The organism is Micromonospora parva, from assembly GCF_000718515.1.
GTDB lineage: Bacteria > Actinomycetota > Actinomycetes > Mycobacteriales > Micromonosporaceae > Micromonospora > Micromonospora parva.
This window is the reverse complement of the sequence record NZ_JNZS01000011.1, coordinates 279,778-292,645: the sequence shown is the minus strand read 5'-3', so window position 1 is coordinate 292,645 and position 12,868 is coordinate 279,778. Positions and strand designations below refer to the sequence as shown.

Genomic DNA, 12,868 nt, shown 5'->3' with positions numbered 1-12,868 from the left:
CGGATAGTGGGCCAGACATTAGAGATCGAGTAGCGGCACTGTAAAGAGCCGTCACAACTTGCGAGAACAAGCAGGACATCTGACCTAATTGATTGATCGCGACCACGTTCCGTGAGCTTCGCCCCGGCGGGTCCGCGCCACCCCGTCTCTTGACAGTTGTCGATCTGTGCACTGGTGTAAGGACCACGCACATCTACGTCCGTCACAGGAGGGCACATGATCGTCCGACGACGGTGGACAGCTGCCGCCACCACAGCGATCCTGATCAGCGCGGTGCTGTCCCATCCCGGTTCGGCAGCGGCGGCACCCGCTGCCCCGGCCAGCCCGATCACCCTGACCGCCACCGAGACCGCCCTGGTCCGGGTCCAGCTCCGCGATCAGGCCCAACTGGACCGGCTCGTCGCCGCCGGCGCGGACCTGGCCAACCGACCCCGCGCCCGCGACGGGCGGATCCTCGCCGACCTGGTGCTCACCGGTACGCAGCTCGCCGAACTGACCGCGCAGGGCGCGACCGCCGTGCAGGTCGTGCAGCGTGCCGGAGACGGCACCCGGAACTACGCCGACAGCGTCCGCGCGGCTCAGGCCCGCACCGCCGCCGGCCTGCGTACGCCGGCCGCCGGCCAGCGGTCCACCGCCGCCGCCACTGCCGTGGACACCCTCCAGGTGCAGCAGGCGTACTGGTGGACCATCGGAGGGCAGACCTTCCTGCAGGCCCAGGTGGCCACCACCGCCACCGACGACCCGGACGTGGAGATCACGGTCAGCTGGCGGACGGCGGACGGCGCCACCGGGTCGTTCCCGCTGTACCGGTTCGAGGACTCGGGCGAGTACCAGTACCACTACAACCTTCCCCAGCCGGTGCCGAACCGGCCGGTCCAGTTGACCGCCACCTCCAGCCTCGGCGGGGTCAGCCGGGTGGTCACGCCGGCGCTCTGGCCGAACGTCTCCCCGCCCCCGCTGCCGGCCGGCTACCAGAAGGACTTCATCGACGCGTACCTCACGCCGATCGACATCCAGGCGCGGATCAAGCGCCTGGCCCGCCAGTACCGGGACCTGGTGGACGTGATCGACCTGCCGAACAGGACCCAGGGGTACCGGCGCAACGCCGCCGGCTACCTGGGCGACCCGGCGGTGGCCGCCGTGGTGGTCGAGTCGGTCCGCTTCGGCGACCAGAACATGAACGGCGTACAGGTGCGGACGGTCGACCCGGGCCGGGCGAACCGACCGCTGACCGTCAACTACCGCGACCGCGTCCTCACCGTCTCGCTGGCCACCGACACCGCTGGCAAGACGGTGAGCACCACCGACGAGGTGGCGGCGGCGATCAACGCCCGCCAACCGGAGCGGTTCCGGGCCACCGTCGAGGACGGCTCGGCCGGGCTGCCGATGCCCGTCGCCGGCCCCACCCGAATCGACGACGGCCTCCAGGGCACCGAGGTGCCCGCCCGGCCGTGGACGGTGCAGGCGCTGCGCCTCGGCGTACACCGGGACGGCTCCCGGGTCGGGGTGCTCGCGTACTCCCAGGAACACGCCCGCGAGTGGGCCACCCCACTGGTGACGCTGGAGTTCGCCGAGCGGATGCTGGCCAACGCCCGCACCGACCCGGCCACCCGTGAACTGCTGGAACAGGTCGACATCTTCGTTATCCCGACGGTCAACCCGGACGGCGCGAACTACTCGTTCAACGACTTCAACTTCCAGCGCAAGAACCTGGTCAACCACTGCACCGGGGCGGCCCGCGACCCGAAGAACCGCACCTCGTGGGGCGTCGACATCAACCGCAACTACACCGTCGGGTCGTACTTCGACGGCTACGTGGGCGCCAGCGCGAACTGCCTGTCCGGCAACTACGCGGGCACCGCCGAGCTGTCCGAGGCGGAGAGCAGCAACGTGATCGCGCTCGCCAAGGACCACCCGAACATCAAGTTCGCGATGAACGTGCACTCCTACGGCGGGTACTTCATGTGGCCGCCCGGGGCGTACCGGGCCGATGGGCGGATCACCCTGCCCCGGCCGTCGATCGACGAGTCGACGCTGTTCCTCAACAGCGCCCGGCGGATCGTCGGCGCCATCGCACAGGAGCGCGGCACCGTGACCTGGCCGTCGCAGACCGGACCGGTCGCCGACGTGCTCTACTCCGCCGCCGGCAACTCGGCCGACCAGCTCTACTACGAGCTGGGCATCTTCGCCTGGGACTTCGAGGTCGGCAACGACCGGTGGAACCCGGCGACCAACCAGTGGGAGGGCGTCGGCTTCCAGCCGCCGTTCGACGAGGCGCACGGCGAATCCCAGGAGTACGCCGGCGGACTGGTGGAGATGGTCCGGGTGGCCCGCGACTACGCCGCCGCGGAATCCGCCGGCTGATCCCTCAGCGGGTGCCGCGTCCACTCATTGGGCGCGGCACCCGCTGGGCGGATTCACCCGTTTCCGCCAGATGCCTGGCGGGTAGGGGCCCTGCATGGACACCAACACCACAGCCCACCTGGTGGGCGGCCCCCGAGACGGCAGCACGCACGAGACCGGCGACGAGGCACTCGTCGAGGTGAAGATCGACGGCCTGATGCACCGCTACATCAGGACCACCAAGCAGCACGACGATGGTCGACCGCTCTACAACTACGACGGCGCGGTCGCCCCGGACGGCGGCGAGCCCGGCGTCGAGGACCCGGCCGCCCGGGTCGCGTCGCCCCGAGCCGACGCCGAGGGGCACGGCGGCACCCACTGACCGCCGCACCATCGCGGGCACCCGAGCCCTCGAAGGAGGTACCGGTCGGAGCGGCCGGCCACGGATGAACCGCTACCGGCCGGGTAAGCAGCGACCTTGCCTGGTGGGGAGACGACCGGGTGCACGGGTGGGCGGGCATCGACCGGCCCGCCCGTGCGCGCTCCGGATCAGTTCGAGGAGATCCAGTTCCAGGCCGAGACGACCCACTCGGTCTGCTGGAGCCACGCCACCCCCAGGCCGGCGAGGAAGACCGCCGTCGCCAGGTGGGCACCCCGGGCGCTGCGCCGGACCCGGCCCAGCTGCCGTTCCAGCACCACCCTGCCGACCAGTCGGGACAGGGCGAACAGGCCGACCGCCACCAGCAGGCTGAGCACCAACACCAGCAGCGGGCCGCTCAGGTCACCCTGGCCGGACAGCGCCCAGATCCCCCAACACACGAACGCGAAGAGGCCGGCCGCCGCGCTCCACTCACCGCCGCGCCGCAGTTGCGCCATTCGCGAGCTCAGCGAGCGGCGTGGCACCGGCCCGTCGGGCCAGCCCATGCCGGTCGGCTCCTCGGCGACCACCGGGAACGGCTCCGTCCGCGGGGTGCGCGGCTGACCCACCGGGGCGACCCCCCGACGGAACCCGTCGCGCTGCGGCGGCACCCCGACGCCGGCCTGCGGTGGCACCTCCACGGTCCGCTCCGCCCACGGCTGCGTCTGGTCTGCCATCTCGTCCTCCCCCTGACCGACGGCAACGACACCGCCTGGATTCGAGGGTAGCCAGCCGGCAAATCGGTCGCCGACCCCGGCCGGGACGCGCAGCCCACGACGGTGCCGGATCACACCGGGCAGGGTACGGTCGGCTGATGGGTGACAGCGACCGACGACGGCGACGGCTGCGCCACCCCGCCGACCCCGAGACGGCCCGACCGGGTGCCGACGGCCCGGCCGCCAGCACCGCGGGCGTGCACGACGGTGACGACCCGCCCGCACGACGCAGGGGCGCGGGCGGCGACGAGCGCGACGGCGAGCGAGGGCTGCGCGGGTTGGTCGGTTCCGGCTCGTCCCAGGTGGGGCTGAGCGCCGCGCTACGGGCCCGGGATGCGGCCCGCCCCAACGACGACGACCTGGCCGAGGCGGAGGCCCGCGTGGTGGTGGTCCGCCGCAACTGGGTGCCCCGCGAGGAGCTGCCCCGCTCGCCGCGCTGAGCGCCGCCCGTCAGGGCAGGTCGGGCAGCTTGCGGGTCTGCTCGTACTCGGCCACCTGGGCGATCCGGCGAGCGTGCCGCTCGTTGCCGGAGAACGGCGTGTTCAGGAACGCCTCGACGATGGCGGTCGCCTCGTCCAGCGTGTGCTGGCGGGCACCGACGGCGACCACGTTCGCGTCGTTGTGCTGGCGGGCCAGCTGAGCGGTCTCGACGCTCCAGGCCAGCGCGGCGCGGACGCCGGCGATCTTGTTCGCGGCGATCTGCTCACCGTTGCCGGAGCCACCGATGACCACTCCGAGGCCCGTCTCGTCGGCCACCACCTGGTCGCCGGTGTGCAGGCAGAACGTGGGGTAGTCGTCGTCCGGGTCGTAGGCGTGCGGGCCGACGTCGACCACGTCGTACCCCTGCATGGCCAGGTGGTTGGCCAGGTGCACCTTCAACTCGAAACCGGCGTGATCGGATCCCAGGTAGACGCGCATACCGGGAAGTCTGTCAGGCCGCGCCCGGGGACGTCACAGGGGCGTCCCCGGGCGCGGGTTCGTCACACGGTCGTGCGGACGGCGCTCATCGCGGCAGCTCGGCGACGACCAGACCGCCGCGCGCCTTCGGGGTGAACCAGGTGCTCTTGCGGGGCATCTTCTCCCTGGCCAGGTTGACGGCGACGAAATCCGCCACGGTCACCGGGGCGATCAGGATGGCCAACTCGGCCCGCCCGGCGTCCACCTCACCGGTGAGCCAGCTCGCCGGGTAGTCACCGCCAACGTAGGTGATCCGCTTGTCGCCCGGGTCCAGACCGAGCGCGTCGCGCAGCACCAGACGCTCGACCAGGGCGTGGTCCAGGTTCTCCAGGCGGGCGGAGGCCGTGGCGGGCAGGCGCACCGCGTACCCCTGGCCGTCGAGGCGAAGGTGCACGGTGCCGCCGGTCTCCGGGACCTCGACCGGGCCGTCGATCGGCTCGACCTCGGCGCCCGCGGCCCGCAGCCGGTCGAGCAGCTCGGCGGGGGTGGTGGTCAGCTCGCTGACCAGCCGGTTGTACGGCTGGATGGCCACCGACGCGGGAGTGGTGACCACGGCCAGGAAGCGCGGCAGCCCTCCGGTCTGGGCGGCCAGGCTGCGGTGGTTGCCGTCCGCGACGACCAGGTCGCCGCCACCGGCGAGCGCTGTCAACGTGGTCTGCTCCGGGCCGGGGCCGAGCAGCCAGATCGCGTGCGTGCGCCCCGCCTGGTCGGTGTCCGTCGCGGCGGGCGCACCGGCCGCGTCGGTCGCCGCCGCGAGCGCCGCGTGCAGCTCATCGCCACGCCCGGTCTGCAGCAGGAGTACGGGTGAGAGCAGGTGGCCCAGCGCGTCGGCCAGCGCCACCCGCTCGCGGACCTTGGCGATGAAGACGTCCTCGTTGCGGATGACCAGGCCCGGCTCGTCCGCCCGGGTGGAGATCTGGTCGGTGTCCACCATCGCGAACATCCCGTACGCCGGCTCCTCGCCGGGTGCGCTGATCCGGTAGAGCACCACCACCTGCTCGGCGGGGGTGTAACTGCCGTCGGCCTTGGCTTCGGCGAGGCGGGACACCGCGTCCGGCAGCGCGTCGAGGAACGACTTGCCCAGGCTCTGCGGGGCGCGATGCGGCATCTCGATGCCGAGAGCACTGTGCGGGTTCGACTCGATGATCGCGGTGATTTCCGCGTCGTCGGCGAACTCGTCGTAGTTCTGCGCGCCGGTGCCGCCAGTGGTGACCCAGGCCCGGGTGATCGGATGCACGACCGTCATACCCACTGACGCTACCGGCGACGGTGTCGCCGCCGACGGGGACCCGCAGGGCGTCCACCAGATGAAAGCGCCCGGTCGGTCAGCCGGCGCGGTCGGACGTGCCCCGGCGGTGTCGACCCGCGCTCACCGGCCCACCGTTGCCGCGTCGACCGCTCCCGATCGGCCCGGTGTTCACGGAGCGGCGGGGCGACGTGGGCGGCCCCGGCACGGGACGGTCCGGGGGCGGCGTCGGAACGGGCCTCGGGTTCAGCGGCGGCGTCGGCACCGGACGCGGCGGAGCCGGCGGCGGGGGCGCGGGTTCGGCCGGCGCCGCCCCCGACGGCACCAGCGCCGGCACGTCCGCCGGCACGGCGTCGGCGGGCGACGGGAGCGGGTCGACCACGGCGGGCGGGGTGAGCCGGGACGTCACCGGTACCCGCGCCACGCCCACCACGATGGGCGGCGCGAGCAGATCCACCAGATGGGCGGGAAGATCCGGGCGGACCGTCGGCCAGCGGGAGTCGTCGACGGACCAGTAGTCCGCGCCGGGAGGTTCGATCACCCCCTGCCGGGTCGACTGTTCGTCACCGGACGCGCGGTGCTTGGCCATCGGGAATGCCTCCACGAGCTGCGGCGTGCGGCCCTACGGGTCGCTGCGGCGGACACCGAGGGAAACGACGCCGCCCGCCTCCCGGTGACGCCACGACCGCCCGCCGACCTCGGCACCCGACCCGAAACGCCCCCGTCCACGCAGCTGACGCGGCACGGACGGGGGCGCGGTGGCCGTCGCTCAGTCGAAGATCGGGTCCTGCTCCCGGGTGCGCTTGAGCTCGTAGAAGCCCGGGGTGCCGGCGACCAGCAGCACGCCGTCCCAGAGCCGGCCGGCGGCCTCACCCTTCGGAGCCGGGGTGATCACCGGGCCGAAGAACGCGACAGGAGCGCCGTCCGGGCCGGGCGCGTGCACGACCGGAGTGCCCACGTCCTGTCCGACCGGGCGCATGCCCGCCTCGTGGCTGGCCCGCAGCGCCTCGTCGTAGTCGGTGCTGTCGGCGGCCGCGGCCAGCGCCGGGTCCAGGCCGGCGTCGGTGAGCGCGGCCACGTACAGCTCGGTGTTCCGCTCCTGCTTCTGCAGGTGGATCCGGGTGCCGAGCGCGGTGTAGAGCGGGCGCAGCACCTCGTTGCCGTGGCGCTGCTCGGCGGCGATGCAGACCCGCACCGGGCCCCACGCCGTCTTCAGGAACTCCTTGTACTCCTCGGGCAGTTCCTCGCGGCCGTCGTTGAGCACGGCGAGGCTCATCACGTGGAACCGGATATCCACATCCCGGACCTGCTCGACCTCGAGCAGCCAGCGTGAGGTGATCCATGCCCACGGGCAGGCCGGGTCGAACCACATGTCGGCGGTGACACGTTCGGTCACGGTGAGATCCCTTCACAACGGGTGGCGCCGGGAGTCGGCGTCTCAGAAGAATCTTCACCCCGCAGCACATCGACCGGCACCCGAATGAGAGCGTGACCTCGGCCACCGCGGGCTGCCCGTACATGGAAGACTCGAATCGGGCCGGCCGTCACGAGCGGTAGGCGAACGGGCGCCGCCGGGCGTACGGCGACACGTGGGATGGAGACGAACAGTGCCGGGAGTGCGCAACCTGACGCAGGTCGAGGCGACCGAGCGGGCACGCCTGCTCAACGTGACGGGGTACGACATCAGTCTGGACCTGTCCACCGCCGTGCTGGCGGCCGACGGTCGCACGTTCTCCTCGACGACCGAGGTTCGGTTCCGCTGCTCCGAACCGGGGGCGAGCACGTTCATCGAGTTGGCCGCCGAGTCGGTGCGGTCCGCGACGCTGAACGGCACGCCCGTCGACCTCTCCGACTGGTCCGCCGAGAAGGGCCTGACCCTGTCCGGTTTGGACAGCGACAACGTCCTGGTGGTCGAGGCCGACTTCGGTTACTCCAACAGCGGTCAGGGCCTGCACCGGACGGTCGACCCGGTGGACGGCGAGACGTACCTGTACAGCCAGTTCGAGACGGCCGACGCGCAGCGGGTGTACGCCTGCTTCGACCAGCCCGACCTGAAGAGCGTCTACACCTGGCACGTCACCGTGCCGGCGCACTGGCGGGCGGTGTCCAACATGCCGGTGCAGCGCGAGGAGCCGGCGGGTGAGGCGCTCAAGACGCTGCACTTCGCCGAGTCGCCCCGGATGAGCACCTACATCACGGCGATGTGCGCCGGGCCGTACCACGAGGTGCGCGACGCCCACGACGGCATCGACCTGGGGGTGTTCTGCCGGGCGTCGATGGCGCGATACCTGGACTCCGACGACCTGTTCCTGATCACCAAGCAGGGCTTCGACTTCTTCCACGAGAAGTTCGGGGTGCGCTACCCGCTGCCGAAGTACGACCAGCTCTGGGTGCCCGACTTCAACGCCGGCGCGATGGAGAACTTCGGCTGCGTGACGCACGCCGAGTCGCACTACCTGTTCCGCTCGCAGGTCACCGACTTCGAGTACGAGCAGCGGGCCAACACGATCCTGCACGAACTGGCCCACATGTGGTTCGGTGACCTGGTCACCATGCGCTGGTGGAACGACCTGTGGCTCAACGAGTCGTTCGCCGAGTGGGCCAGCCACTGGTGCAACACCAACGCGACCCGGTTCACCGAGGCGTGGACGACCTTCCTGTCCATCCGGAAGAACTGGGGCTACCGGCAGGACCAGCTCTCCTCCACCCACCCGGTCTACACCGAGATGCCGGACATGGAGGCCGTGGAGGTCAACTTCGACGGCATCACCTACGCCAAGGGCGCGAGCGTGCTCAAGCAGCTCGTCGCCTACGTGGGTGAGGAGCCGTTCGTGGCCGGGCTGCGGGCCTACTTCGGCAAGCACGCCTGGGGCAACGCCACCTTCGACGACCTGCTCACCGAGCTGGAGGCCGCATCCGGTCGGGAGCTGCGCAAGTTCGCCGCGCAGTGGTTGGAGACCGCGCAGGTCAACACGCTGCGGCCGGAGGTGACCATCGGGGCGGACGGCACGTACGAGCAGGTGCTGGTGCGACAGGAGGCGCCGGCGGCGTACCCGACGCTGCGTACACACCGGATCGGCGTGGGCCTGTACGACCTGACCGACGGGCGGCTGGTCCGTCGGGAGCGGTACGAGGTGGACGTGACCGGCGAGCACACGGATCTCGCCCCGCTGCGCGGTGTCCGGGCGGCCGACGTGCTGCTGCTGAACGACGACGACCTCAGCTACACCAAGCTGCGCCTCGACGAGCGTTCGATGGCGACAGTGGTGCAGCACATCGGTGGCTTCGACTCGTCGCTGGCCCGCGCGCTCTGCTGGACCGCCGCGTGGGACATGATCCGCGACGCCGAACTGTCCGCCCGCGACTACGTGGCGCTGACGCTGAGCGGGCTGCCCGCGGAGACCGACATCAACCTGGTCACCGCCACCCTGCGGCAGGCGACCACCGCGCTCACCCTGTACGCCGACCCGGCCTGGGCGCCCACCGGCTGGGCCGACCTGGCCCGTACCGCCCGCGACGCGCTCGCCGCCGCCGAGCCCGGCAGCGGGTTCCAGTTGGCCTGGGCCCGCGCGTTCACCTCGGCGGTCCGCTCCGAGGAGGACCTGGCGACGCTGCGGGGTTGGTTGGACGGCACCGGCGTGCCGGCCGGGCTGACCGTCGACACCGAGCTGCGCTGGTCGGTCCTCGCCGCGCTGGTGGCCAACGGTGCCGCCGGCGCCGCCGAGATCGAGGCGGAGCTGAGCGGCGACCGTACGGCCAGTGGTGAGCGGGAGGCCGCGTACGCGCACGCGTTGATCCCGACGGCGGAGAACAAGGCCGCCGTGTGGGCCCTGCTCACCGGCCCGGACGCGCTGCCCAACTGGCGGCACCGGGCGCTGTTGCAGGGCTTCGCCCACCCGACGCAGGTGGAGCTGGTCACCCCGTACCGCGAGCGGTACTTCGCGGCGGTCGGGCAGGTGTGGGCCACCCGGGACAGCGAGCCGGCGCAGGAGTTCGCCCAGCTGGCGTACCCCACCTACCTGGTGGCGGACGACACGGTGGCGGCCACCGACGCGTGGCTGGCCGGCGACGGGCACCCCGCCCCGCTGCGTCGGCTGGTGGCCGAGGGTCGCGACGGTGTGGTGCGGGCGTTGAAGGCCCGCGCGAAGGACGCACAGAGCGCCTGAGCATCGAGTACGTGGCCCGGGCCGGCGTGGGTGCGAACCGACGCCGGCCCGGGCCATTATGGTTGCGAGAGGAGGTGAACGCGATGGCACAGCCGACCTACGAGTGGCGACCCCCTGCGCGCGCGTGGCGTGAGCAGGACCTGTTCCACCTGCCTGAGGACGGGAACCGCTACGAGATCGTCGACGGGAGCCTGCACGTAACACCTCCAGCCGGTCCCGAGCACCATGAGCTGGCGGACGACATCCGGATGGCGATCCGCCTGGCCGCGCCCACAGGTTGGCGGGTGATCCGGGAGATCGGGGTACGGGTCCCGGGCGGCAATCTCATCCCTGACCTGACGGTGTTGCGGCCAGACGCACCGCGCGAGCGGATGTGGGCCGAGCCGGCGGACATCGGTCTCGTCCTGGAAGTCGAGTCGACAGGAAGTCGTCGCCACGATCGGTTCACCAAGCCCGCCCTCTACGCCGAGGCTGGTATCGCACATTACTGGCGGGTGGAACGGGGCAACTTCGGCCCGGTGGTCTACCGCTACCGGCTCGGCGAGGGCGAGCACTATGAGCTGTTGGGCACCCTGGGTCCGGACGACCCAGTGAACGTGGACGAGCCGTGGCCGATGAAGCTGGACCCGTCTGCCTGGCCGCGCTGAGACAAACACCCGGACAGACCGAAGCCCGGCCCGCTGCACGCGGGGCCGGGCTTCGTCGTCTGTGTAGCTCAGCCCTTGCCGGCGTGGCTGGCGAGCTGGTCGAGGCCGTTGATGATGCCGCCGGCCAGGTCGCCGCCGCTGAACGCGCCGACCATGGAGAGCGCGGCCAGCTTGGCGTACGTGTCGGGGATGCGCTTGCGGGCGTATCGCCCGGTGACGATCTCCAACTGCCGCTGGTTGGGCGACACGGCGATCAGCACCGACTTGTCGGGCTCGGCGAGCTGACGGTGCAGCCGCTGGGCGTGCTCGCGGATCGGCTCGTCGAGACCGCCGACGAAGACCGAGAACACCAGGCCGGTGCCCTTGTCGGCCAGGCGCAACGCCTCGTCGATGCGCAGCAACTGGCGGGTCGAGAACGGCCCGTCCAGCACCTCGGGCGGATTTTCCGACCCGGCCTGCTTCTCACCAACGGTCACTTGCGCCTCCGGTTCCACCGGCCGGCGCCTCGACGCTGGCCTTCTCAAGCTTGTGGCTGGTCAGCGCGGGCGCCTGCGCCCCCGCCGTCAGCGCGGTGCCGGCCGAGTCGGCCAGCTGCTCCGGGCGGCCCAGGAACCAGACCGGAGTGAAGTCGAAGGGCCGGCCCGGCCGGTAGCGCTTGGCGTGACCGCCACCGCCGGTGGCACCCCCACGGCTACCGGCGTACGACAGGCCGGCGATGACCAGCACCGCTGCCAACGGGATGCCGACGAAGACCAGCAACGTCTCGGTAACAGACAATCCCAACGCCCCCAGGCGGAAGAAGGACGACCTTGAAAAACCGGGTCGGATGGACGATCACGCTGCCGACCGCCCGACTCCGTCGCCATTCACGTTAGCGGAGTCGACGGCCCGCCAGATTGCGGGGTGCCGATCCCATCCGTCACTGGAGTTCTCCAGTTGCGCAGCGGTAGCGATAAGCCGCGCGTCGTCGCCGTACCGGCCGGTGAGCAGCACCCCGACGGGCAGTCCGTCGGTGGTGCTGCCCAGCGGCAGGGAGACGGAGGGATCGCCGGTGACGTTGAAGATGGCGCAGTAGGGCGAGAACCGGCGTTGCCGGTCGAAGTCGGCGGCTGGGTCCGCGTCGGCGCTGAACCAGCCGACCGGCGCCTGCGGGGTGGCCAGAGTGGGGCAGAGGAGCAGGTCGCAGCCAGCGGTGCGACGGGTGCCCAGGCGGACCTGCGCCTGCAACTCCCCGAGGGTGGCGGCCAGGGTGCCGGCGGAGAGCTCGGCGCCCCGGGCCCGCAGCAGCCGGGTCAACGGCAGCAGCTCCGCCTCCCGCTGCGGCGGCACCGGGGCGAGCGCCAGCACGTACCAGAGGATCTCGAACAGCGGCCACGCCGCCGGCCCGAGCGGCGGCGGCACCTCGACCACCTCGTGGCCGGCCGCCGTGAGCAACGTGGTGGCCCGGTCCACGGCGGCGACGCAGTCGGGGTGCACCGGCTCGTCGGCGAGCATCGGCGTGGTGAACCGGCCGATCCGCAGCGGGCCGGGCTCGGCCCGGCGCGCGACGGCCAGGTAGCCGCCGGGCGGCGCGACCGGCGGCAGGTAGGGCTCGCCGGGGACCGGGACGGCCATGACGTCGAGCAGCGCGGCGACGTCGGTGACCGTCCGCCCGAGCGGACCGCTGATGGGCAGGCCGAACGCGCCGGAGCCGACCGGCCCGCCGGAGACGAGGCCCCGACTGGGCTTGTAGCCGACCAGGCCGCAGAGCGACGCCGGGATGCGTAGCGACCCGCCGCCGTCGGACCCCTGGGCGACCGGGACCAGCCCGGCCGCGACCGCCGCCGCCGCGCCGCCACTGGACCCACCCGCGGTGTACGCCAGCTGCCACGGGTTGCGGGCCGGTGGCGCGACCCGGCCCTCCGAGTAGAGCGAACAGCCCAGCTCGGAGGTGGTCGTCTTGCCCAGGCTGACCAAACCGGCGGCCTTGATGAACCGGACCACGTCGGCGTCGACCGGCGGGACAAAATCGGCGAACGCCGCCGAGCCGAAGGTGGTGCGCACCCCGGCGGTGAGGGTGAGGTCCTTGATCGCGGTCGGTACGCCGTGCAGCGGGCCGCGCTCCCCGGTCGGCACCGCGTCGGCGGCCCGTGCGGCCTGCCGGGCGAGATCCGGGGTGACGGTGACGAACGCGCCCACCGTGTCGCCGAGCGCCGCCACCCGTCTCAGGCAGTGCTCGACCAGGTCGACGCTGGACAGCTCGCCGCGCGCGATGGCGGCGGCCTGCTCCAACGCGGTCAGGTCGTGCGGTTCGGCCATCCCGCCATCCTGCCGCCCGTCGGCCCTTCGCGCAGCCGACACGCGCTGCCGTCCCTAATCGGACCAACCGGACGGCC

General features: G+C 72.1%; 13 protein-coding genes. 5 read left to right on the top strand and 8 right to left on the bottom strand.

Annotation, left to right across the window (positions count from 1 at the left end):
* The first annotated feature begins 216 nt into the window (after positions 1-216).
* Complete coding sequence (locus tag IF22_RS0118190; RefSeq protein ID WP_030333525.1) at positions 217-2,364, top strand: M14 family zinc carboxypeptidase; 2,148 nt, start codon at positions 217-219, stop codon at positions 2,362-2,364.
* Positions 2,365-2,458: 94 nt separating this feature from the next.
* Entirely contained in the window at positions 2,459-2,725 is a 267-nt protein-coding gene (locus tag IF22_RS0118185) for a hypothetical protein (RefSeq protein WP_030333524.1), read from the top strand.
* 167 nt (positions 2,726-2,892) lie between these two features.
* Here the strand turns inward: IF22_RS0118185 and IF22_RS0118180 are convergent, their stop codons facing one another.
* Complete coding sequence (locus IF22_RS0118180) at positions 2,893-3,438, bottom strand: hypothetical protein (RefSeq protein WP_030333522.1); 546 nt, start codon at positions 3,436-3,438, stop codon at positions 2,893-2,895.
* Positions 3,439-3,575: 137 nt separating this feature from the next.
* Here IF22_RS0118180 and IF22_RS0118175 point away from each other — a divergent pair, with 137 nt between their 5' ends.
* Positions 3,576-3,917: a hypothetical protein gene (locus tag IF22_RS0118175; RefSeq protein WP_030333520.1), complete on the top strand. Its 342-nt coding sequence runs from the start codon at positions 3,576-3,578 to the stop codon at positions 3,915-3,917.
* A 10-nt stretch (positions 3,918-3,927) separates the two neighbouring features.
* On the opposite strand, the gene IF22_RS0118170 is transcribed toward IF22_RS0118175, so the two are convergent.
* The 4 genes from IF22_RS0118170 to IF22_RS0118155 all read right to left on the bottom strand — a co-directional run bounded on the left by IF22_RS0118170 (position 3,928) and on the right by IF22_RS0118155 (position 7,076).
* Positions 3,928-4,395: a ribose-5-phosphate isomerase gene (locus IF22_RS0118170; protein WP_030333518.1), complete on the bottom strand. Its 468-nt coding sequence runs from the start codon at positions 4,393-4,395 to the stop codon at positions 3,928-3,930.
* 85 nt (positions 4,396-4,480) lie between these two features.
* Positions 4,481-5,680: a DUF1015 family protein gene (locus IF22_RS0118165; protein ID WP_030333516.1), complete on the bottom strand. Its 1,200-nt coding sequence runs from the start codon at positions 5,678-5,680 to the stop codon at positions 4,481-4,483.
* A 79-nt stretch (positions 5,681-5,759) separates the two neighbouring features.
* Positions 5,760-6,269 (bottom strand): hypothetical protein, encoded by a 510-nt coding sequence (locus IF22_RS33800; RefSeq protein WP_051708588.1) that lies wholly within the window; start codon positions 6,267-6,269, stop codon positions 5,760-5,762.
* 180 nt (positions 6,270-6,449) lie between these two features.
* Positions 6,450-7,076: a mycothiol-dependent nitroreductase Rv2466c family protein gene (locus IF22_RS0118155; protein ID WP_030333513.1), complete on the bottom strand. Its 627-nt coding sequence runs from the start codon at positions 7,074-7,076 to the stop codon at positions 6,450-6,452.
* Between the two features lie 220 nt (positions 7,077-7,296).
* Between IF22_RS0118155 and pepN the strand changes: the two genes are divergently transcribed.
* Both pepN and IF22_RS0118145 read left to right on the top strand, forming a co-directional pair.
* Positions 7,297-9,846: an aminopeptidase N gene (gene pepN, locus IF22_RS0118150; protein ID WP_030333511.1), complete on the top strand. Its 2,550-nt coding sequence runs from the start codon at positions 7,297-7,299 to the stop codon at positions 9,844-9,846.
* 83 nt (positions 9,847-9,929) lie between these two features.
* Complete coding sequence (locus tag IF22_RS0118145) at positions 9,930-10,493, top strand: Uma2 family endonuclease (protein WP_030333509.1); 564 nt, start codon at positions 9,930-9,932, stop codon at positions 10,491-10,493.
* 68 nt (positions 10,494-10,561) lie between these two features.
* On the opposite strand, the gene IF22_RS0118140 is transcribed toward IF22_RS0118145, so the two are convergent.
* From IF22_RS0118140 to IF22_RS0118130, 3 genes are read right to left on the bottom strand one after another with little or no spacing between them, the layout of a single operon-like run.
* Positions 10,562-10,969: a DUF5130 family protein gene (locus IF22_RS0118140; RefSeq protein ID WP_030333506.1), complete on the bottom strand. Its 408-nt coding sequence runs from the start codon at positions 10,967-10,969 to the stop codon at positions 10,562-10,564.
* A complete protein-coding gene (gene ctaJ, locus IF22_RS0118135; protein WP_435823380.1) occupies positions 10,956-11,270 on the bottom strand; it encodes an aa3-type cytochrome oxidase subunit CtaJ in 315 nt (104 codons plus the stop codon). Before ctaJ ends, IF22_RS0118140 begins: the two co-directional genes overlap by 14 nt.
* A gap of 57 nt (positions 11,271-11,327) precedes the next feature.
* Positions 11,328-12,791 carry an amidase gene (locus IF22_RS0118130; RefSeq protein WP_030333503.1) on the bottom strand — a complete coding sequence of 488 codons (1,464 nt, stop codon included), beginning with the start codon at positions 12,789-12,791 and terminating at the stop codon, positions 11,328-11,330.
* Positions 12,792-12,868: the final 77 nt, after the last annotated feature.